Genomic DNA, 21,796 nt, shown 5'->3' with positions numbered 1-21,796 from the left:
CGCTCGCCGCTCACTTCAGCGGGGCGAAGACCTGCTCACTTCACTGACTGAGCCTTGGCAGCAGTGCACTCGGGGCACAATCCGATGATCTCCACCGTATGGCTCGGCTCGGTGTAACCGTGCTGCGCCGCGATATCGGCAGCCCAGGTCTCAACCGTAGGCGCTTCGATTTCCACGGCTTTGCCGCAATTTCGGCACAGTAGATGGTGGTGGTGCTCAGCTGCTGCGCAGCGGCGGTAAACCGCCTCGCCATCGGGATTGCGCAGGACGTCCACCGCGCCGTCTTCAGCCAGCGATTGCAGGATTCGGTATGAGGTCGCCAATGAGACCGAGACCCCGCGCTCGTGCAGGATCCGGTGAAGTTCTTGAGTGCTCACGAAATCATTCAGCTCATCCAGGGCAGCACTGACCGCGAGCCGCTGTTTGGTGACTCGCTGTTCTTTGACCGGGGTGCTTATTTCAGACATTTTGACTCCTTAACACTCTCCTCAAGGCTATCAGTCGGTGACTTATTCCAGCGCTGAGACGCCCGGCTTGGCTGACGGGCTGGCACTGTCACTCCGACTTAAAACGCGTGCTTCGGGCCCGGGAGGTGACTAATGTTGTTGGTATGTTGCTGACGAAATTCACCCATGCTTGCGTTCGGCTGGAAAAAGACGGTTCAGTCCTAGTGATCGATCCTGGATCATTCTCCGAAGCCGCTGAGGCGCTGAGCGGAGCGCACGGCATTCTGATCACTCACGAGCACGTGGACCATGTGGACGCGGCGGCGATTTCGACCGCGTTGCAAGCCTCCGGTGAGCTGCAGCTCTACGCCCCGGCCGGCGTCGCAAGGACCCTGCGGGAGGAAAACGCCGAGGCCGCCGCGCGGATTCACGAAGCGCTGCCCGGAGAGTCTTTCGAACTCGCGGGTTTCGCGATCCGCGCCTTCGGTGGTCAGCACGCTCTGATCAACCCACAGATCCCGGTGGTTGCCAATGTCGGCTACCTGGTGGACGAGAATGTTTTCCATCCCGGCGATTCGCTGATCGTGCCCGCGGGCGTGCAGGTGCGGAACCTGCTGGTGCCGATCCATGCACCATGGTCGAAGACCTCCGAAGTGGTGGATTTCGTCTGCTCGGTGCGTGCGCCGAAGGCCTACCAGATCCACGATGCCCTGCTCTCCGAGCTCGGCCTGCAATTCATCGAGTTGCAGATCGGCAATCTGAGTGCGCCGTACGGTGTGGAATTCCGGCATCTGACAGTGCGTGAGAGCGTCGAGCTTTGAGCACTAAAGATCAGGAAATGCTGATTTCCCTCGAGACTCCCGGCCGGCAAGACGTCCGGGAGCTACTGGCAGAACATCTGGCCGAGATGCATTCGACCAGCCCCGCCGAGAGCGTGCACGCCCTGGACCTCAGCGCATTGAGTGTTCCGGAGATCACCTTCTGGACGGCCCGGGACGGGGAAACACTACTTGGCTGCGGGGCTTTGAAGAGGCTCTCCGAAGCTGCTGGTGAGATCAAATCGATGCGGACGACGTCGAAGGCGCGCGGAAGGGGAGTGGCCGGTGCGGTGCTTGAAGGCATTGTGGCAGAGGCAACTGCTCGGGGTTATCGCGATCTCTACCTGGAGACCGGAGTCGAAGATTATTTCGCGCCTGCCCGCAGGCTGTATCAAAAATTCGGGTTTGTGGAATGTCAGCCGTTTGCGGATTATCGACCGGACCCGAATAGTGTCTTTATGGTTCGCCGACTGAGCGGAATAGCAGTTTAGCCGCGTCGATCTTTAGCTGGGCCAGGTTCCGGTGGCGAAGAAATTCTCAAGAGTTGCGGTGTGCTCCCCGGGGGCCAATCCGTGCTCGACGAGCCAGCCGTCATCGTAGTAGCTGGTCAGATACCGGTCGGCACCGTCACAGAGCAGCGAGACCACGCTGCCACGTTCGCCCCGGGCCAGCATCCGGGCCACCAGCTGCCAGACACCCCAGAGATTCGTCCCGGTGGAGGGCCCGGCGTGCAGCCCCGCCTGTTTGCTCAACTGCTGCATCGCGGCGACCGAGGCGGCGTCGGGCACCTGGATCATTTCGTCGATCACGCTCGGCACGAAGCTCGGCTCGATCCGTGGTCTGCCGATGCCTTCGATCCGCGAGGCCATCCCGGTGCTGAACTCAGCTAGTCCCTCTTTCCATCCGGGATAGAAGGCTGAATTCTCTGGATCGACGACGGCGAGCTGCGTGGGGTGCGAGTGGTAGCGCAGATAACGGCCGATGGTGGCACTGGTTCCGCCGGTGCCCGCGCCGACCACGATCCAGCGTGGTACCGGATGCTCTTCCTTGGAGAGCTGTTCGAAGATCGACTCGGCGATATTGTTGTTCCCGCGCCAGTCGGTGGCCCGCTCGGCGTAGGTGAACTGATCCATGTAATGGCCGTCGGTCTGCGCCGCGAGTTCGCTCGCCGCGGCATAGACCTGGGAAGAATTCTCGACGAAATGGCATTGCCCACCGTAGTCCTCGATCAGCGCTATTTTCTCCGGGCTGGTGCTGCGCGGCATCACGGCGATGAAGGGCAGGCCGAGCAGGCGGGCGAAGTAGGCTTCGGAAACCGCTGTACTGCCGGAAGAGGCCTCCACGATGGTGGTGCCCTCATGAATCCAGCCATTGACCAGGCCGAAGAGGAAGAGCGAGCGGGCCAGCCGATGCTTCAAACTGCCAGAGCGGTGAGTCGATTCGTCCTTGAGGTAGAGCTGGACGCCCCATTCTTCGGGCAGGGGGACCGCGTAGAGATGGGTATCGGCCGAGCGGTTGTTCTCTGCCTCGATTCTTCGGAGTGCTTCATCCGCCCAGCGGCGGGCCGGGGTGCATGCTGTGAAGTCCACTCTCTCAGCTTAGCTGGGAGCTCAGCCGGGCTGCGTTTAGCATGGGATTATGACCTCTCCCTCTGAATCATCTGAATCGCAGATCCTGATCGATATCGCGGCGCTCCAAGCTCGTTTAGCTGCTGGAAAGCGCACCGTATTACTCGATGTGCGCTGGGCCCTGGGAGATCCGCACGGCAGGCAGCATTATCTTGAGGCTCATCTACCGGGGGCGGTTTATGTGGATCTGGACGCCGAATTAGCGGGTCACGGAACACCTCAGGACGGCCGTCACCCGCTGCCGGCTCAAGCCGACTTTCAGCGGGCTGCGCGCTCTTGGGGGATCAACCAGGACGATCTGGTGGTGATTTACGACGACGCTGGCAACACCTCGGCGGCCCGAGCTTGGTGGTTGCTCCGCTACGCGGGCTTTGAAACGGTTTCACTGCTCGACGGCGGTTTGAAGGCTTGGCGTGATGCCGGTCTGCCCCTGGAGCCGGGGGCGGCTGAGGCTGAGCCCGGCGCCGTGGCCTTGGTGTACGGGGCGATGCCGGTGATCTCGCTTCAGGACGCCGCAGCCTGGCCCTCGCACGGGCCCCTGCTGGACGCGCGGGCTGCGGAGCGGTACCGCGGGGAGGTGGAGCCGGTAGATCCTCGGGCCGGTCATATTCCGGGAGCGCTCAGCGCGCCTACCATGGCGAACCTGGCCGCGGACCTGAAATTCCTGAACTCCGATCAGCTCCGTGAGCGTTTTGCCGAGCTCGGAATCCAGCCGGGCGCCGAGATTGCGGTGTACTGCGGCTCCGGGGTGACTGCCGCCCATCAGGTGGCCGCACTGGAAATCGCGGGCTTCCGGGCGGCGCTCTTCCCCGGCTCCTGGTCAGCATGGTCACAGCACCCGGAGCTATCCGTCGAGCTCTGAGTTCTGTCCCACTCCGCGAATTCGCGGTTTAGTCGCGGATGCGCGGGTAATAACGGGTGAATCCGAGACTTTCCGACGAACTCAGAGATGAGGTTCAGGCTGGGGCCACGCGTCCGAGGGACCCGAAGTGAGGGCCCACGGTCACAGGGGCCCCTTGGCGAGCTTGCGAGCCGGAGGGAGTGGACGGGGAGTACGAGCTTTGGGAGGACGTGGGGATAGCGCCTATCGCCTTCCCTAAGAGAATTGCGAGGGGCCCGTTGGCGGCTTTTTGCCAAGGGGAAGCGATGAACGCTCGCAGGCTCGGCCTGGGGCCCTCAGGCTGGGGCCACGCGTCCGAAGGACCCGAAGTGAGGTACGAGCTTTGGGAGGACGTGGGGATAGGCTTGGTTCTATGACTGTTGCTAAAGCTTATGCCGCCTTGTCCGCTACGACCGGGCTCGAACCTATTACCATCGATCGCCGGGAACCCGGCGCTCACGACGTCGAAATTGATATTGAATTCTGCGGCTTGTGCCACTCGGACGTGCACTCGGTTCGCGGAGAATGGGGCAATACCCACTGGCCACTCGTCCCGGGCCACGAGATCGTCGGAACGGTTGCCCGGGTGGGCGCCGAGGTCAGCGAGTTCAAGACCGGTGACGCTGTCGGCGTCGGCGTCATGGTTGACTCCTGCCGTGAGTGCGAATCCTGTCAGGAGGGTTTCGAGCAGTACTGCGAGGTCGGCATGGTCGGAACCTATGGTGCGGTCGATAAGCGCAATGACGACAGCATCACTCAGGGCGGTTACTCCAGCTCTGTGGTGGTCGATGAGAACTATGTGCTGCGCATCCCCGAGGGCTTGGATAAGGCCGCTGCTGCTCCACTGCTCTGCGCTGGAATCACCACCTATTCGCCGCTGCGTTACTTCGGCGTCGAAGAAGGAGACGCGGTCGGCGTCGTAGGTTTGGGCGGTCTGGGACATATGGCGGTCAAACTCGCCAAGGCGATGGGCGCCGAGGTCACCGTTTTCACCACGAGCCCCTCGAAAGCTGAGGCCGCGCGCGCCCTGGGTGCCGATAGAGTCGTGGTCTCCAAGGACTCCGAGCAGATGAAAGCCGCTCGCAACTCGCTGAACCTGATCATCGACACGGTAGCCGCCGATCATGACATCAACACCTACCTCAAGACCCTCAAGCGCGACGGCGCCCTGGTGCAGCTCGGCTTGCCCGAGCACGCTATGCCGCCGATTGATCCGGGCCAGCTGATCCGACGCCGACTGGCCTACGGCGGTTCGATGATCGGCGGCATCGAAGAAACCCAGGAAATGCTGGACTTCTGCGCCGAGCACGGCGTGGTCTCCGATATTGAAATGGTCGACGGCGAAGGCATCAACGAGGCGTACCGCCGCTTGGTAGCGGGCGACGTCAGATACCGTTTCGTGCTGGACACGGCGACTCTCTAACGGATCCCACGCCGCTTCCGGGGCGACCCGGAACGCCGGTCTTCGAGAAGAATTCGACAAGAAAGCGGGGTAGCTCGTGGCCACTCTTTTTAGCAGGATCATCGATGGAGAGCTGCCCGGGCGTTTCGTCTGGAAGGACAGCGAGGCGGTGGCCTTTTTGACCATCGCCCCGCTGGTTCCAGGCCACACCCTGGTGGTGCCGCGGGCCGAGGTGAACCGCTGGACGGACGCTCCGGCAGAGCTGATGCATAAGCTCACTTCGGTGGCGCAGACCATCGGTCAGGCTCAGATCGAGGCTTTCTCCTCGGAGCGCGCCGGGCTGATCATCGCGGGTTTTGAGGTCGAGCACTTGCACCTGCACGTCTGGCCGTCGAATTCCATGGCTGAATACGATTTCGCCACGGTGGACAGCACTCCGGATCCGGCTGCGTTAGACGCCAGCGCGGAAAGCCTGCGGGCTGCGCTCCGGGCGGCCGGCCACGGCGAGTTCGTCCCCGAGGCCTAAATGTTCATAGGGGGAGGGACTAGACGCTGAGGGCTTGGGCCAAGGCGGTGCGGATCCGCTTTTCCGAAACGCTGTAGGCGGTGCCCAGTTCCACCGCGAACAGCGACACTCGCAGTTCCTCGAGCATCCAGCGCACTTTTCGTAACGCCGCCGGAACCGGGCGACCGGCAGTCAGCGCCGCTACGGCGTCGTCATAGTCGTCTTCCAGCCGCTGCACCACCGCCATCTGAAGTCCGTCGCGCTGCACATTGCTCGGCAGCTTCTCCAGACGGCGTTCCATCGCGGCCAGGTACCGAGGTAACTGGCTCAACTGGGTATAGCCGGTCTGGGCTACGAAACCGGGGTAGACCAGGCCCTCAAGCTGAGCCTTGAGATCGTTCAGCGCACTGATCAATGACAGAGAACTCGTGGTTTTCAGATGCTGCTGCACCCTCCGAGTGGAGGACAAGATCTTTTCCACCACTGCGACGACTGAGAACACGGTATCGATCAGCTCAGCCCGGCTTTTTTCATACAGCGCGTCGAAAGCGGCCTGGTCGAAGGGCAAGTCCTCAGGCAGCAATTTGTCGATGGCTGCCAGCGTGCAGTCGGCGATCAGCTCACTGACCGAGCCGCCGCGTCCACCGTTGCCGCTATTGACCAGCGGGTTCTGGCTGAAGGTCAATTTCTCGGTATTGCTCAGATGGTCCAGTACATAGCGATCAGGGGAGGGCAGCCGCAGCGCGAGCAAACGAATCACGCCACCGCGCATCGCACTGAGCGCCTCGTCCTCGGTCTGGAAGATCCGCAGCCCCGCTGAGCTTCCTTCATCGACCAGGGCCGGGTAGCCGGTCACGGTGTGGCCGCGAACTTGCCGCTGCACCGAGCGTTCCAGGGTGCCAACACTCCAACTGCTCAGCCCGCTTTGCTCTTTGACCGGCGAACCGTCATCGCTGGACTCGGGCTCTGCTGAAGCGGCGGCTCGACTATTCGGGCTTTTAGCCGCAACTGTCTTGGGACTAGCGCCCAGCGACTCGGCGATGGCGCGCCGGGTGGCTCCGGCTAGGGACTCCTGAAGCGCGGCGAGATCCTTGCCCTCGTCGAGCACCTTCCCCGCGGAATCGACGACCTGGAAGGTCATCCGCAAGTGCACCGGAACCGCGGCCCAATTCCAGGACCCCGGCGGTATGACGTGCCCTTTGAGACGGCGTAGCACCAGTTCCAGAGAGGCCTCTAGCTCGTCGTGTGCCGGGTCGAAGTCTTCGGTCAGCGCGGTGACTGCTTGCCGGGCCACATCCGGGGCGGGCACGAAGTTCTTCCGCACCGCTTTGGGCAGCGATTTGATCAGGGCACTGACTAACTCGGCGCGCAGCCCGGGAATCAGCCAACGGAACGGTCCGTCGTCGAGCTGATTCAGGAAGAGCACCGGAACCTGCACCGTGACGCCGTCGGATTCATTGACCGGCAGGCCGGGGGAGTTGGGCTGGAACTCATAGCTCAAGGGCAGGGTGAACTCGCCCTGCTGCCAGGTCTTCGGGAACGCCGACTCATCCAGTTCTTCGACCTCGGCCATCACTACATCGGGGTCGAAGTCCAGCAGCGTTGGATTCTCGTGCCGGGCGTGCTTCCACCATTTATCGAAGTGCCGTTCGGAGACTACCTCGGCACCGACCCGGGCATCGTAGAACTCGAAGAGCGCCTCGTCGTCAACCCGCAGATCGCGACGTCGCATCCGGGTCTCCAACTCCTCCACTTCGGCGAGCAGCGCTCGGTTCCGGTGGAAGAACTTATGGTGCGTCCGCCAGTCGCCCTCCACTAGGGCATGCCGAATGAACAGCTCCCTGGAGAGCACGGCATCGATTCTGCCGTAGTTAATCCTGCGTTGCGGCACGATCGGCACACCGAAGAGGGTGACCTTCTCATAGGCCATCACCGAACCGCTGCGCTTGGACCAGTGTGGCTCGGAGTAGCTGCGCTTCACCAGATCGCCGGCCACCTCCTCGGCCCAGAGCGGATCGATCTTGGCATTCACCCGAGCCCAGAGCCGGGAGGTCTCCACCAGCTCGGCGCTCATCACCCAGTCGGGCGATTTCTTGAACAATGCCGAGCCCGGGAAGATGGCGAAACGCGCATTGCGCGCTCCGGTGTACTCGCGCTTGCGCTCGTCGTAGAGACCGATATGACTGAGCAAGCCGGCCAGCAGGCTCTGATGGATCTGGGCGTGCAGGCCGACCGGGTCCACCTCGCCCACCGCCAGGGTGAGGTTCAACGGCTTGGCCAGCTGCCGCAATTGGGCAAAGAGATCCTGCCATTCCCGAACCCGCAGATAGTTGATGAACTCGGCCTTACAGAGCCGCCGGAAAGCGGTTCCGGAGAGCTCTTTCTGCTTTTCCTGCACGTAACGCCACAGGTTCAGGTAACCGGTGAAATCGGAGTTCTCATCGTTGAAGCGCTTGTGCTTCTCATCGGCCTGCGGGCGCTTCTCGCTCGGCCTCTCCCGGGGATCCTGGATGGTCAGTGCGGCCGCGAGGATCATCACCTCGCGGGCACAACCACGCTGACCGGATTCCACGATCATCCTGCCCAAGCGCGGATCGACGGGGAGCTGGGCGAGCTGACGGCCGATCGTGGAGATCACCGTGCTCTGCGGGTTACCGGCTGTCTTATGGCTAGCTGCGCTGAGTGCACCGAGTTCGCGCAGCAGGGCCACGCCGTCGGCGATCGCCTTCTCATCCGGAGGTTCCACGAAGGGGAAGTCGGAGACATCCTTGGGCCCTTTAGCTACACCGATGGAGATCATCTGCAGGATCACTGCGGCGAGGTTGGTTCGCAGGATCTCCGGATCGGTGAACTCGCGGCGGGAGCGATAGTCCTCTTCCGAGTACAACCGGATGCAGATGCCGTCGGAGACTCGGCCGCAGCGCCCGGCGCGCTGATTGGCGCTCGCCTGGGAGATTCGTTCGATCGGCAGCCGCTGCACTTTGGTGCGATGTGAATAGCGCGAGATCCGGGCGGTGCCGGTGTCGATGACGTATTTGATGCCGGGAACGGTGAGCGAGGTCTCGGCCACATTGGTGGCCAGTACGATTCTGCGGCGGGTTCCCGGGCTGAAGACGGCGTGCTGCTCGGCGAGCGAGAGCCTGGCGAACAGCGGCAGGATCTCGGCTTCTCTGAGCCGTGGGTGATGCGCAAAACGTCCTCTGAGGGCTTCTGCGGCGTCCCGGATCTCGCGTTCCCCGGAGAAGAAGATCAGCACATCTCCTGGGGCTTCGGCAGAGAGTTCCTCGACGGCGTCGCAGACTGCGTCGAGCGGGTCCCGGTCCTCGGAATCCGCATCTTCTGCTTCGTCGTCGTCGCTTGCCGCCTCCAGCGGGCGGTAGCGGATCTCCACCGGGTAGGTGCGTCCGGAGACTTCTAGCACCGGTGCGGACGCGCCCTGCTGCGCGAAGTGCTTCGCGAAGCGTTCCGGGTCGATGGTTGCCGAGGTGATGATGATTTTCAGATCGGGTCGCTGGGGCAGAATCTGCCTCAGATAGCCGAGGATAAAGTCGATGTTCAGACTGCGTTCGTGGGCTTCGTCGATGATCAGAGTCGAGTAGCGGCGCAGCAGTTTATCGCGTTGAATCTCGGCCAGCAGAATGCCATCGGTCATCACCTTGACCTTGGTCTGACGGCTCACCTCACCGGTGAAGCGGACCTGGAAGCCGACGTCCTCGCCGATTCTGACGTCGAGCTCGGAAGCGATCCGTTCGGCCACCGTGCGGGCGGCCAGTCGGCGCGGCTGGGTGTGGCCGATCAGTCTTGGCTTGCCGTCTTTGCCGGGCTCGGCGAGCCCGAGTTCTAGGCACATCTTAGGAATCTGAGTGGTCTTGCCCGAGCCGGTCTCTCCGGCGATAATCACCACTTGGTGGTCCCGGATGGCCGCCATCAACTCGTCTCGTCGGGCCGAGACCGGCAGCTCCGGCGGGTATGTGATGGTCAGGCTCATAGCCCATCCAGTCTATTTGATCGCACTGGCATTCCTTCATTCAGACATCGAGCCAAAGCCCTTCCCACCATCTCGCCCCCATCCTCCCTCTCACTTCAATTTCAAGCCAGCCGTCCCATTGAGTGTGGCTAAAGTTGCGGATGTTCGGCCAAAATCGACACACCAGTATCATCTGCAACAGTCAGTGGGACAGCTGGTTCAGGAAATGGGGTTTGGTGGGGTGGTGGGACCGACTGCCCGCTGCAGTCTCCGGGCCATCGACTCGGCACGCTGACGCAGTTCTGCCGGTTCCAGGATGTCGAAGTCCAGGCCGCTCGCGGCCAGCAGACCCAGGGGGACGTCGAGAGAGTCCCAGCCCAGTCGCATCATGGTGCTCTGCGGACCTTCAGCTTCCAAGATCGCTGTGCTGGTGGAGAAGTGCTCAGAAACCGTGGACGCCGGAGCCTGCACCCTGATCAGCAGATCATAGCGGTAGGGCGATCGGGTGATCGCTCGGTGCACATATTCGCCCAGATCCTGGGCCGGTAGCGGTCGTGAGGTAAAACGGGCGCGTTCCGAAGGCCTGCCGATGATCCGGTCCACCCGAAAGGTCCTCCAGTCTGCTCGTTGGGTGTCCCAGGCGACCAGATACCAGCGACTGCCCGAGTCCACCAGCCGACAGGGCTCAAGCAGCCGCTGGCTGAGTTCCCCATCGTGCTTCTGGTATTTCAGGCTGAGCGTTCTACGGTCGGAGATGGCGGTCGAGAGCTGGGTTAACAGGGCGGGGTCGACGGCGTCGATCGGCGAAGCGATACGGCTGATCGCGGTCTTCAGCGAGTTGAACCGAGGACGCAACCGGGGCGGCAGGACCTGCTCGAGCTTGCTCAGCGCGCGCACCGAGGCTTCTCCGATGCCTGCCACCGGGCCCACCGCGACGGTACTTAGCCCCAGCGCCACTGCGAGAGCCTCCTCGTCATCGAGCAGTAGGGGAGGAAGATCAGCTCCGGCGCCCAGCTGATAGCCACCAGCCACCCCGGGAGAGGCATGAATCGGATACCCCAGGTTCCGGAGCTTATCGATATCTCGGCGCACGGTGCGCTCCGTGACGCTCATCCGCTCTGCCAGAGCTGAGCCGGTCCACTCACGGCGAACCTGGAGCAGCGAGAGCAACCGGAGAAGCCGAGCCGAGGTCTCAATCATGGCTACAGCATAGTTCTCATCCCGGACAATAACTGTCCTGGATTGAAGTGCTGCGCTGGGTTTCCCTCAAGCCGCCGGTTGATTAAGCTCGACGAATGGAGCAAGAAGCGGACATCGCACTGCCGAGAATTGGTGGCCCTGCCACTAGAGCGCTCGCCGATGCCGGATACACCACGCTGCAAGCTCTGCATGGCGTCTCTGAGCGAGAACTGCTGGCCTTGCACGGCGTCGGCCCGAAGGCGATCAGAATCCTCAAGCCGGTGCTTGAAGAGCGCGGGTTCAGCCTGAGCGATTGAGCCTCAAGGGAAACAAAAGATCGGCCGAATGCCGATCAACGACGCCGCAATTAGCAGCGGACTGTAGAAGTGCCCTCGATAGGATTCGAACCTACGGCCTGTTGCTCCGGAGGCAACCGCTCTATCCCCTGAGCTACGAGGGCAAGGGACTCATCGAGTTTAGCAGCTAAGCACCGCTGAAGAGCAAACCAGCCCCCGGCTAGTAGCCGAGGAAGCTGTCAGTATGCACTTTTCGGGCTCCTGCGCGGTGGCCGATGTGCTTGGCGTGCGCCACAAAAGCTGGGGAACCCGAGGCATAGACCCTGCGCTGAGCGATATCGGGTACCGCATGGCCGAGCTGTTCCACGGAAGGATAGCCTGTCGCGAGGTACTCGCTGACTCCTGGGTTTTGCGGGGCGCAGAGCAGCAGGCGAATCCCCTCCGCAGCGCACAATTCCAGGATTTCATCACGGTAGCCGAATTCTTCGATGGAACTCAGCACATAGACCAGAACCACATCACGATGCTCTGCCGGGCGGTGATGCAGTGCTCGCAACTGGCTCAGGAAAGGTGTGATGCCCACTCCTGCGGCGAGCAGGAGCAGTGGATGATTCCCGGTGGGAAGCACAAAATCTCCCCAGACCCCGGTGGCAGTGATGGTGGATCCGGGCTTGAGGGAATTGAGTTCCTTCTTGAAGCTGCTGGAAGGCTCGGCGAGCCGCAGGCCGAAAGCCACCCGGCTGCCGTCATCAGGATCGGTGGTCAGGCTGAAGACGCGGCGCATGCCGCGTAAATCGGCGCGACGATGAGGCAGTGACAGTTCCATGTACTGGCCCGCGGCGAATCGTGCGGGCCGGGGCAGTGAGAAACGGTATTCCCGGCTCGTCGGAGTGAGCTCGCGCGAGCCCCGGAAGGTCAGCCGCAGTCCGCTACGCTGGCTCACGGCGAAGGCCAGCAGGTTGCCGATCAAGAGTGCCAGCTCGGGGCTTGAGAAGACGATGCCGAAATGGAAAGGCACCGAGAAAAGCACCGCGACGACGGCGGCCAGGAGCCACTGCTGATAACGACGGGGTGGCAGCGTCAGTGGTTCAGAGAGCATGAAACCGGCAAAGAACAGGACGGGCAGTGAGGAGAAGGGTTGGCTGAGCGCGGCGCCGAGATCCGAGCCGCTGAGCAGTAGTCTCCCGGTGATGATGGCTTCCGCGATCACGATGAAGATTCCGGCGAAGATCAGCTTTGAGGTGCGGTAGAGCACAATAAATGCCGCTGGCACCAGGACCCAGAGCATCGCGGGGGTCGCCGTCCACCAAGTACTCAGATTGAGCCCGGTGAAGTAAACCACAAAGGCCCCGATAGCCGCCGGATTGAAGATATGACGACGTCGGTAGGCGAGCAGGAACTTGGAAGCTCCGGCGATCGCTGCGGCCAAGGCGATTCCCGCCAGCTCGCTGGGAACCAGCGTCGGCCAGAACAGGAAGTAGATCAGCAAGCCGGTGATCAGACTGGATTCCAGATGAGCCCTGACCCTGAAGAGACGTGCCAGCAGCCAGCTCACCGCGGTGCAGACCAGGACACTGAGGAGCAAGCTGACCAGCATGGCAGGAATGCCGAAAGTGAGCCAGCCCAGCAGATCGAGCAGCAGGGAGTACCCGGCCAGCACCAGGAGTACGACCAGGACCAAGCGATACATCGTGAAACGGCCGAGCACGCCGTCAAGCCAAGCCTTCATCAGTTGCTGCCTTTCAGGAAGATCTCACCACGAAAATTGGCTGAAATCTCAGCTCGGCCGTCGGAGAACAGCCGGACGCTGGAGAAGTCGAATTCTTCGGCGAGGGTCTCGTGGTCAGTGAAGAAAAGCGCTGTTGCCAGGGCATCCGCTCGCAGCGCCGCATCGGCTAGGGCCCAGCTCGCCACCACTGTCTGCACCGGTTTGCCCGTCGTGCCGTCGAGAACATGATGCAGTCCATCCCCCCAGGCTCGCCGGTTCGAAGCCGAGGCGCACAGCGCTTGATCACCGAGCTCCAGTACGCCGATCGCTGAGGAAGGATCGTAAGGATGTTCCAGCGCCACTCGGAAGGAATCGGGGCCACAAGCGATCAGGTCCCCGCTGGCATCGATGATGAAGCTTTCGAAGCCGTGCTCTTTTAGCACCACAGCCAGTAAATCGACCAGCTGCCCCTTGCCTGCAGCGCCGAAATCCAGCACCACTGCTTGTTTGGTGTGCAGCGTGCTGCCCTGCCATTCGATCGACGTGGCCCAATCGGGAGCCGGCAGGAAACCGGGGGCTGCGCGCAGCCGGTAGCCGGCGTCATAGCCCAAGTGCTCCAGCGAAGCGGTGACCAGCGGCGTCATTGCGCCGTCGGTCAGACGGTGCAGCGCACGGTAGACAGGTTCGAGTTCTGCTGCTGCCGCAGGCAGTTGATGCACGCCGGGGTACCTGCCCGCTTGGGCGACCAGAGAATCGGAGCGAAACCTGGAAAAAGCCCGGTCGTAGTCTTCGATCACTACGGTGAGCGCTGAACGGGTGTCTTGATCGATTTCCCTCGCCGTGTCGATCTGCCACTGGGTGCCGATCGCCTGGAATCGGTAGCTGGCGGAGAAGGCGGCTTCGCTCTGCGCCATGGCCACGACTACTTAGCTGCTTCCTTCTTGATCTCGTCGATGGCCTGGTTGAAACCGCCACTGGTGAGCGAAGAGCCGGAGACCTTAGAGACGTTCAGCTCATCGATTTTCTTGCCGACCACCAGGGCATTGACGCCGGAGATGAACTCTCCCTGGAATTTCTGGGTATTGGGATTTGACGGGTGCGGGGTCAACTGCAGATCACTGACCACGCCTGAAGCGAGGGTGACCTTGACCCCGATGGTTTCCTCACCATTGGGTGAGGTGTAGTGACCATCCGCGCTGTAGCTGCCGTCCTGATAGGAACTGCCGGCAGCGCTGGATGCGCTGCTTGAAGAGCTCGGCTGTGCGGTATCACTGTTTGCCTCAGAGGCACTGGGGCTGGATGGGCTGCTCGCTGGAGCGCAAGCTGTCACTCCTCCGAACAGGGCGATGCCCGCGGCCGAGATGAACATGGTCTTGCGGCTGGCGTTCTTCATAGCTCCTCCTGGGTTGCTTGGCTGTCATTCTAGGAGACGTTGCCAGCGCCGGAAGAGTTCAGGAAAACCACCTTGAAGTTCGCTGTGAACTCGCCTGGAATGGCTGTGAGGAAACCGACACTCATTTCGGGTCATATTCGAATGACCTGATGAGGCCTCGCTGGTACCGTGGGTGAGTGGTGAAAACGGCGTCTTTCAAGGGCAGAACTCTCGCGCTCGTCGGAATTCTGCTGATCGCTGCCACTTTGCGTTCCGCGGTCACCGTAGTGCCTCCGGTGGTTTCCGATATTGGCAAGGACCTACCGGTAGACTCCCTGACTATCGGCCTGCTGGGCATGCTGCCCACCCTGGTCTTTGCTTTCTTCGGTTTCTTCACCCCCTTGATGATGCGCTGGACCAGCCTGGAAAAACTGCTGATCGGTGCCATGGCCATTGCGATAGTGGGCCAGCTAGCCAGAGTGGTGGCACCGAATACTCCTTTGTTCCTGATCTTCACGGTGATCGCCCTGGCGGGGCTCGGGGCCGGAAATGTTCTGCTGCCGCCCCTGGTGAAGCACTATTTCCCTGATCGGCTGGGCTTGGTGACAGCGCTCTACGTCACGATGCTCAGCGTCGGCACCGCCTTGCCCGCCCAGTTCGCCGTCCCGGTTGCCTCCGCGGCCGGATGGCAGACTTCTCTGGCGGTCTGGGCTGGTTTCAACTTCGTGGCGGCCATTCCGTGGATCGTGACGCTTTTCAGTGATTCACGACGATTGGCTCAGACACCGGCTGAGGTCCCCGCGAGTGCTGTCGAGGGAGAGACCGGGCAGCTGAAAGAGCCGACGAAGAAGATCAGCGTCTGGCGATCCTCGATGGGGCTCGGCCTGACCCTGATGTTCGGCTGTACTTCGCTCAACACCTATGCCATGTTCGCCTGGATGCCCCAGATTCTCACCGAGGCCGGGTTGAGTCCAGCGGCGGCGGGCTCGATGCTGGCGCTCTTCGCTGCCCTCGGACTTCCACTGAGTCTTGTGGTCCCGCTGTTCGCCAGCCGGATGCGCAATCCGATGCCGGTCGTGGTGGTGCTGCTGATCTGTTTCGTCGCGGGGTACCTGGGCCTGCTGCTCAGCCCCGGCACCGCTACCTGGCTCTGGGTGACGCTCGCCGGTATCGGGCCGGGCACCTTTGCCCTGGCCTTATTGCTGATCAATCTGCGGACTCGTTCGCAGCAGGGAGCCGGTGCTCTCTCCGGTTTCAGTCAGGGCGTTGGTTACGCTCTGGCCTGCATCGGACCTCTGCTCTTCGGCATTTTGCATCAAGCAACCGGTAATTGGATCACCGGTTTCGGCTTCCTTTTCGTCACATTGGCGCTTTTGGGCATCGGGGCGTTCTTTGCCTGCAGGCCGAACTTCCTGGAAGACCAGCAAGCCTAGGCTGGTAATAGTTTTCCAATGGGAAACGGTTTGGTAATACTCTGCCAATTTTCAGGAAACCGAGCTAGCCTCCTTGAAGGAGTGAATATCGGCGATCTGAGAGTTGTTCGGGGAAGAGTGTGAATCGGAAGTTGTCAGTGGAGGTGGAAGGCCGTTCTCGCAGTAATGCGGGAGACCAGCCGCCCAAATCGAGATTCTGGGTTTTGCTTTCGGTGTGGGTTATTGCCATCGTAGCGATCCTCGGCGTGGGCGGGGCGCTCAATGGTGTGCTCGCGAGCCCGATTTCGGCCGCTTCGCAGAGCACCGTCAACCCGGCGACCATCTCTGTCACCCTGCCGCCCAGCAGTACCGCCTCTTTGGATCTTCCCCCGATCGAGCCGGTACCGGACTCCACGGTGATCCCAGCCGGAGTGCGAGCACCGCACCCGGAACCGCCATCCCGCACTCTGGCCGTCGATCTGCTGGGACGCTTGCCGATCAAGGCAGCGCTGCCGAAGACCGGCTATTCGCGTGCTCAGTTCGGACCGGCCTGGCCCGATGTCGATCACAATGGTTGCGATACCAGGAACGACATCCTGCGACGTGATTTGAGCAATGTGGCGTTCGCCGATGGCAGCACGCACTGCGTAGTGCGGTCCGGGGAGCTGAGTGACCCCTACACCGGAAACAAGCTCGCTTTTGACCGGTCAAAATCAGCGATAGTTCAGATAGATCAAGTGGTCTCGCTATCGGATGCCTGGCAAAAAGGTGGACAGAAACTCACCGAGGCGCAGAAACTGGCATTCGCCAATGACCCGCTCAATTTGATGGCCGTGGAAACTCTGAGCACCATTTCCAAGGGATCGAAGGACGCTTCCTCCTGGCTACCGAGCAACAGCGATTACCGTTGTTATTACGTTGCCCGGCAGATCAGTGTCAAGGCTACCTATGGTCTGTGGGTCACCCAGACGGAGCACGATGTACTGGGTGCCGTTTTGCGGAATTGCCCCGGAATCTTCGTGCCGACAGATGATTCGAAGCCGCACCAGCCCGGCATCCAGATTCCCGATCTCTCGAGACCTCAGAATTCTTCACCCAGTCCGGTGAGCTATCCCGCGGAATCAGGGGAAGCCGAGAGCACGTCCTCGGCTTCAAATCCTTCGGCTTCGCCTTCACCGAGTCACGGAAAATCAGAGCCGTCGACCAGTTCCTCGCCGGATCCCACCACAACCGACTGCCCTCCTTCGCTGCTCATCCCCACCGACCCACCCACTGACCCACCCTCGCAAGAGCCGGGTCCCGGCCCGACGCCCACTGAGAGCCCCAGCCCGACCAGCTCCACTCCTAACCCGAGTGACCAGCCCTCGAGCCCGCCATCCTCCTCACCGCCGACTTATGGCCCACCACCCACTAGCAACCCAACCGACGGCGCGACTAGCAGCCCGACAAGCGCTCCAACGACTGATCCCACTCCCTCGGGCGATTCCTCTGCCGATGGCAGTCCGGTGGTTGTTGAGGCCAGCCCAGCACCCTCAGCCAGCCCAACTCCCTAAGACGGGGAAATCATCAAGAGCTGCACGTGTGGAACTCCAGTCGTTGCTGCCATCGGCAGCACGACAGCAGCACGAAACTATTGCGACGAGCTATTGTTGCGTTGCTCTTGAACGGTCGTCTTGGGGAGGCCAGCCGCTTCGAACTATGCTTGAGCGGTGACTCCTGATGAACTTTCCCTTGCTCTGACCGCATCCCTGCGGGCCGCCGTGGCCGCGGGCGAACTCGCCCTGGCCGAAGAAGCGATTCCGGCCCTGGTGAAGGTCGAGCGACCTAAGAACCGGGAACACGGCGACTGGGCCACCAATATCGCTCTGCAACTGGCTAAACCGGCAGGACTGGCGCCACGCGCCGTCGCCGAACTCTTGAAGGGCAGGCTGGAAGCGATCGCCGGGGTCTCTTCGGTCGACATCGCCGGACCGGGGTTTTTGAACATCACCCTGGAGGCTGCTGCCGCTGGCGCGCTCGCGAAGAACATCGTCGAAGCAGGAAAGCACTACGGCGAGAACAAGGCTCTCGAGGGCCAGGTCATCAACGTGGAATTCATTTCTGCCAATCCCACTGGACCCTTGCACCTGGCGCATACTCGCTGGGCAGCGGTGGGCGATTCGCTCGCTAGGCTGCTGAGGGCCAGCGGCGCGACGGTGAGCACCGAGTACTACATCAACGACGCCGGTTCGCAGATGAATAATTTTGCCGCCTCGGTGCTCGCCTCGATCAAGGGCGAGCCGACTCCTGAGGGAGGTTACCCCGGAGCCTATATCGACGAGTTGGCGCATCTGGTGATCAACGATCACCCCGCGATCAAGGAACTCACCGATGAGGCCGCGTTGCCGGTGGTGCGTCAGGCCGCCTATCAGGCGCAGCTCGCCGATATCAAGGAAACCCTCGCCGATTTCGGCGTGGACTTCGATGTTTTCTTCTCCGAGCAGCAACTGCACACCAGCGGAGCCATTGAGGAAGCCGTCAATCGCTTGCGTGAGCAAGGCCACGTCTTCGATCAGGACGGTGCGGTATGGTTGCGCACCACGGACTTCACGGATGACAAGGATCGCGTGCTGATCCGGGCCAACGGTGAACCCACTTACTTCGCCGCTGACGCCGCCTATTACCTCTCCAAAAAGGACAGGGGTTTCGAGCAGAAAATTTATCTGCTGGGCGCAGATCACCACGGCTATATCGGACGACTCAAGGCGATAGCCGCCTGTGCCGGTGACGACCCGGAGCACAATATCGAAGTGCTGATCGGCCAGATGGTCTCGGTCAACGGGGCCAGGCTGTCGAAACGAGCTGGGAACATCGTTGAGCTGCGGGATCTGCTGAATTGGCTGGGGGCTGACGCGCTGCGCTACTCCCTGGGCAGGTCACCGGCGAACTCCCCGCTCTCGCTGGAACCCGAGGAGCTGCAAAAGGCCAGCAACGACAACCCGGTGTTCTACGTGCAGTACGCCCACGCCCGCACCAAGGCCGTCGACCGCAACGCTGAAGCGGCCGGGGTGGGTGTGGTCTCTGCGGACTTCCCCTTCGACGCTGCCTTGCTTGACCACCCCACGGAATCCGCGCTGCTCGCCGCCCTGGGCAGCTTCCCCTCGGTGGTCGCCGAGGCTGCTAAGTTCCGTGAACCGCACCGGGTGGCTCGGCACCTCGAAGTCATCGCTGGGGCATATCACCGCTGGTACGACGCCTGCCGGGTCACTCCGCAGGGCGATGAGCCGGTCACCGATCTGAATCGCACCCGGCTCTGGCTCAATGACGCCACTGGTCAGGTGCTGGCCAATGGTCTTGAACTGCTCGGGGTCTCCGCTCCGGAAAGGATGTAGTGATGGCTGTTTCAGCGCTCGCGCCGGAATGGCTGAGCTTTCCAGCGGATGGCAATGCCCTGCGCGCCCAGGAGTGGGCCCACGACGTCGTCCGTCACCCGGCGGGTGAACTTGCCATCGACGGGGTGAGCGTGCACCGTTTGGCCGAGGAGTTCGGCAGCCCGCTGTACGTTATCTCAGAAGCCGAGTTCCGCCGTCGGGCACGGGAGTTCAAGGATGCCTTCGACATTGCGTTCGCGGATATCTGCGGGGGAGTGGACGTCTACTACGCGGGGAAGTCCTTTCTGTGCACCGAAGTCGCCCGCTGGGTGATCGATGAGGGGCTGCGGTTGGACACCTGCTCCGGCGGAGAACTGCTGGTCGCCGAACGGGCCGGAGTGCCAGCCGAGAGCCTGGGCTTGCACGGCAATAACAAATCGGATGCTGAGTTGCGCCGTGCCTTGAAGCTGGGCGTGGGCAGGATCGTTGCCGATTCGCTCAGCGAGGTGGACCGGATCGAAGCTCTCGCGGCGCAGCTCGGGGTGCGAGCCAAGGTGATGCTCCGGCTCACCCCGGGAGTGCACGCTCATACCCACGAGTTCATCGCCACCGCGCACGAGGATCAGAAATTCGGTCTTTCGCTCGCTGAGCAGCGAACCGCCGAGGGCAATAATAGTGCGAGCGTTGCGGAGTTGGCCGCCCTAGCGGCGCACCGAGCCGAGCACATCGATCTGCTGGGCATTCACTGCCATATCGGTTCGCAGATTTTCGATGCCGAGGGCTTTTCCGAGGCTGCCCGGCGATTACTCACCTTCAGTGCGCAATTGCGGGACCGGCACGGCATCGACCTCGCCGAACTGGACCTGGGCGGTGGCTATGGCATTGCCTACACCGAAGCCGATTCCCCCCGGCCCGCCGCCGAGATCGCACAGGCGATGGCCGCTGTGGTGGCCGAGCAGTGCGCTGCGCTCAATCTCACCCCGCCGCGGATCTCCATTGAGCCCGGTCGGGCGATCGTCGGGCCCAGCGGCTTCACGCTCTACAGCGTGGGCACCGTGAAAACCGTGGTGGTGGATGCGCCGGAGAGCTCCTCTCCGAGCGGTTCAGCGCGGCAAGCCGAGCGTCGTTATCTCTCGGTGGACGGCGGTATGGCTGACAACCCGCGGCCGGTGCTCTACGACGCCGACTATTCAGCGGTACTGGCCAATCGGGCCAGCCACGCCGAACCGGTGCTCAGCCGGGTGGTGGGTAAACACTGCGAGAGCGGCGATATCGTGGTTCGGGATGTGTACTTGCCCGGTGATGTCGGCCCCGGCGACCTGCTCGCGGTTCCGGCTACTGGCGCCTACTGCTGGTCGCTGGCCAGCAACTACAACTACTTACCCCGTCCGGCCGTAATCGCCGTCCGGGACGGCGTTCCGCGGATTATCGTGCGGGGCGAGACCGAAGAAGACCTACTCGCCCGCGACCCAGGAGCTCAATGACCACCCCCTTGGATACCACTGATGTCAAAGCGCCGCACCGGCCGCTCAAGGTCGCGCTCTTGGGCTGCGGCAACGTTGGCTCACAGGTGGCGAGAATCCTCTTAGAAGACGCCGAAGCCCTGGCCGCGAGAACCGGGGCGTCTCTCGAGTTGATCGGTATCGCGGTGCGCCGCTTGGACGCGCCGCGTGAAGTGCCGCTGCCTCAGGATCTCTTCACCACGGACGCCGAATCCTTGGTCAAGGACGCCGATCTGGTGATCGAGCTACTGGGTGGGATCGAACCGGCCCGGACTTTGATTCAGACCGCTATCGCTCACGGTGCCTGCGTGGTGAGTGCTAATAAGGCCTTGCTGGCAGCCGAAGGGCCAGCGCTCTACGAGCAAGCGGATGCCGCAGGAGTGCAGCTTTCCTATGAAGCGGCTGTCGCCGGTGCGATTCCGATCCTGCGGCCCATCAGGGATTCTCTGGCTGGCGATAAGATTACCCGAGTGCTCGGCATCGTCAACGGCACCACCAATTTCATCCTCGATCAGATGGACACCACCGGGGCGGAGTTCGCCACAGCACTCGCCGAGGCCCAGCGCCTCGGTTACGCGGAAGCCGATCCGACGGCGGATATCGAAGGGCACGACGCCGCAGCTAAGGCCTCGATTCTGGCCTCGCTTTCCTTCCATACCCGTTTCGCCTTGCAAGACGTGCACTGTGAGGGGATCACCTCGATCAGTGCCCGCGATATCGAAGCTGCGCGGGAAGCCGGTCTGGTGATCAAGCTGCTCGCCATTGCTGAGAAAACCGTTTCCCCCGAAGGCCTCGCCGGGGTCAGCGTGAGGGTCCATCCCACTCTGCTCTCCCGTGAGCATCCGCTCGCCGCTGTGCGCGGTGCTTTCAACGCGGTCTTCGTCGAGGCGGAGTATGCCGGTGAACTGATGTTCTACGGCCAGGGGGCGGGTGGCACGCCGACCGCTTCAGCGGTGCTCGGAGATCTGGTCTCGGCCGCTCGGCGGATTGTGTTGGGCGGGCCCGGCCGGACCGAGACCACCACCGGGCAGGTACCCGCCCTGGGCATTGAAAGCGTACAAACCAGTTACTGCATCGGGCTGACCGTGACGGATCAGCCCGGGGTGCTCGCTCAGCTCACTCAGATCTTCGCCGATCACGAGGTGTCCATCGAGACCATGCGGCAGACCATTCACCATGGATCTGAAGGTCAGCAGGCTTTTGCTGAGCTGCGCATCGTCACCCATCGGGCTCTTGAGTCGGCACTGGCCCGAACCGTGGCCGATATCCGTGAGCTTCCGGTGACCACCGAGATCACCTCCGTCCTCCGAGTAGAAGGAATCTAAGCAGCA

Annotated in this window: 18 protein-coding genes and 1 tRNA gene; 11 read left to right on the top strand and 8 right to left on the bottom strand. The window is 62.2% G+C overall.

Going from position 1 to position 21,796, the window contains the following annotated elements; all coding sequences use genetic code 11:
* Positions 1-35: 35 nt before the first annotated feature.
* Entirely contained in the window at positions 36-467 is a 432-nt protein-coding gene (locus ABDK06_RS02885; protein WP_394938722.1) for a Fur family transcriptional regulator, read from the bottom strand.
* Between the two features lie 143 nt (positions 468-610).
* On the opposite strand from ABDK06_RS02885, the gene ABDK06_RS02880 reads away from it, so the two are divergent.
* The gene (locus ABDK06_RS02880; protein ID WP_394938720.1) at positions 611-1,267 is read left to right on the top strand and encodes an MBL fold metallo-hydrolase; all 657 of its coding nucleotides are present in this window, start codon (positions 611-613) and stop codon (positions 1,265-1,267) included.
* Positions 1,268-1,284: 17 nt separating this feature from the next.
* Positions 1,285-1,755 carry a GNAT family N-acetyltransferase gene (locus tag ABDK06_RS02875; protein WP_394940782.1) on the top strand — a complete coding sequence of 157 codons (471 nt, stop codon included), beginning with the start codon at positions 1,285-1,287 and terminating at the stop codon, positions 1,753-1,755.
* 12 nt (positions 1,756-1,767) lie between these two features.
* Here ABDK06_RS02875 and cds1 read toward each other — a convergent pair whose 3' ends face one another.
* Positions 1,768-2,853 (bottom strand): L-cysteine desulfhydrase Cds1, encoded by a 1,086-nt coding sequence (gene cds1 / locus ABDK06_RS02870; protein WP_394938718.1) that lies wholly within the window; start codon positions 2,851-2,853, stop codon positions 1,768-1,770.
* A gap of 49 nt (positions 2,854-2,902) precedes the next feature.
* Here cds1 and ABDK06_RS02865 point away from each other — a divergent pair, with 49 nt between their 5' ends.
* From ABDK06_RS02865 to ABDK06_RS02855, 3 genes are all read left to right on the top strand, one after another.
* The gene (locus tag ABDK06_RS02865; protein ID WP_394938716.1) at positions 2,903-3,754 is read left to right on the top strand and encodes a sulfurtransferase; all 852 of its coding nucleotides are present in this window, start codon (positions 2,903-2,905) and stop codon (positions 3,752-3,754) included.
* A gap of 391 nt (positions 3,755-4,145) precedes the next feature.
* Positions 4,146-5,195 carry an NAD(P)-dependent alcohol dehydrogenase gene (locus ABDK06_RS02860; RefSeq protein WP_394938714.1) on the top strand — a complete coding sequence of 350 codons (1,050 nt, stop codon included), beginning with the start codon at positions 4,146-4,148 and terminating at the stop codon, positions 5,193-5,195.
* A gap of 76 nt (positions 5,196-5,271) precedes the next feature.
* Entirely contained in the window at positions 5,272-5,700 is a 429-nt protein-coding gene (locus tag ABDK06_RS02855; protein ID WP_394938712.1) for an HIT family protein, read from the top strand.
* A gap of 19 nt (positions 5,701-5,719) precedes the next feature.
* Here ABDK06_RS02855 and hrpA read toward each other — a convergent pair whose 3' ends face one another.
* Positions 5,720-9,667, bottom strand: a complete 3,948-nt coding sequence (gene hrpA, locus ABDK06_RS02850; protein WP_394938710.1) for an ATP-dependent RNA helicase HrpA — start codon at positions 9,665-9,667, stop codon at positions 5,720-5,722.
* A gap of 198 nt (positions 9,668-9,865) precedes the next feature.
* Positions 9,866-10,846: a helix-turn-helix transcriptional regulator gene (locus ABDK06_RS02845; protein WP_394938708.1), complete on the bottom strand. Its 981-nt coding sequence runs from the start codon at positions 10,844-10,846 to the stop codon at positions 9,866-9,868.
* A 95-nt stretch (positions 10,847-10,941) separates the two neighbouring features.
* On the opposite strand from ABDK06_RS02845, the gene ABDK06_RS02840 reads away from it, so the two are divergent.
* Positions 10,942-11,142 carry a helix-hairpin-helix domain-containing protein gene (locus ABDK06_RS02840; protein ID WP_394938706.1) on the top strand — a complete coding sequence of 67 codons (201 nt, stop codon included), beginning with the start codon at positions 10,942-10,944 and terminating at the stop codon, positions 11,140-11,142.
* Positions 11,143-11,212: 70 nt separating this feature from the next.
* Here ABDK06_RS02840 and ABDK06_RS02835 read toward each other — a convergent pair.
* From ABDK06_RS02835 to ABDK06_RS02820, 4 genes are all read right to left on the bottom strand, one after another.
* Positions 11,213-11,285: transfer RNA gene (locus ABDK06_RS02835), tRNA-Arg, on the bottom strand.
* Positions 11,286-11,341: 56 nt separating this feature from the next.
* Positions 11,342-12,850: an FAD-dependent oxidoreductase gene (locus ABDK06_RS02830; protein WP_394938704.1), complete on the bottom strand. Its 1,509-nt coding sequence runs from the start codon at positions 12,848-12,850 to the stop codon at positions 11,342-11,344.
* On the bottom strand, positions 12,850-13,743 hold the full coding sequence (locus ABDK06_RS02825) for an FAD:protein FMN transferase (protein WP_394940781.1): 894 nt from the start codon (positions 13,741-13,743) through the stop codon (positions 12,850-12,852). Before ABDK06_RS02825 ends, ABDK06_RS02830 begins: the two co-directional genes overlap by 1 nt.
* A gap of 8 nt (positions 13,744-13,751) precedes the next feature.
* Positions 13,752-14,222: an FMN-binding protein gene (locus ABDK06_RS02820; protein ID WP_394938702.1), complete on the bottom strand. Its 471-nt coding sequence runs from the start codon at positions 14,220-14,222 to the stop codon at positions 13,752-13,754.
* A 176-nt stretch (positions 14,223-14,398) separates the two neighbouring features.
* On the opposite strand from ABDK06_RS02820, the gene ABDK06_RS02815 reads away from it, so the two are divergent.
* From ABDK06_RS02815 to ABDK06_RS02795, 5 genes are all read left to right on the top strand, one after another.
* On the top strand, positions 14,399-15,634 hold the full coding sequence (locus ABDK06_RS02815) for a CynX/NimT family MFS transporter (RefSeq protein WP_394938700.1): 1,236 nt from the start codon (positions 14,399-14,401) through the stop codon (positions 15,632-15,634).
* A gap of 137 nt (positions 15,635-15,771) precedes the next feature.
* On the top strand, positions 15,772-17,166 hold the full coding sequence (locus ABDK06_RS02810) for an HNH endonuclease family protein (RefSeq protein WP_394940780.1): 1,395 nt from the start codon (positions 15,772-15,774) through the stop codon (positions 17,164-17,166).
* A gap of 156 nt (positions 17,167-17,322) precedes the next feature.
* Positions 17,323-18,984 (top strand): arginine--tRNA ligase, encoded by a 1,662-nt coding sequence (argS, locus tag ABDK06_RS02805; RefSeq protein ID WP_394938698.1) that lies wholly within the window; start codon positions 17,323-17,325, stop codon positions 18,982-18,984.
* 2 nt (positions 18,985-18,986) lie between these two features.
* Positions 18,987-20,447 carry a diaminopimelate decarboxylase gene (lysA, locus tag ABDK06_RS02800; RefSeq protein ID WP_394938696.1) on the top strand — a complete coding sequence of 487 codons (1,461 nt, stop codon included), beginning with the start codon at positions 18,987-18,989 and terminating at the stop codon, positions 20,445-20,447.
* Positions 20,444-21,790 carry a homoserine dehydrogenase gene (locus ABDK06_RS02795; protein WP_394938694.1) on the top strand — a complete coding sequence of 449 codons (1,347 nt, stop codon included), beginning with the start codon at positions 20,444-20,446 and terminating at the stop codon, positions 21,788-21,790. Before lysA ends, ABDK06_RS02795 begins: the two co-directional genes overlap by 4 nt.
* Positions 21,791-21,796 lie beyond the last annotated feature (6 nt).

This window comes from Psychromicrobium ferritrahens (assembly GCF_043789415.1).
Classification (GTDB): domain Bacteria; phylum Actinomycetota; class Actinomycetes; order Actinomycetales; family Micrococcaceae; genus Renibacterium.
Note: the sequence above shows the minus strand (reverse complement) of the source record. Positions and strands in the feature narration are given on the sequence as shown.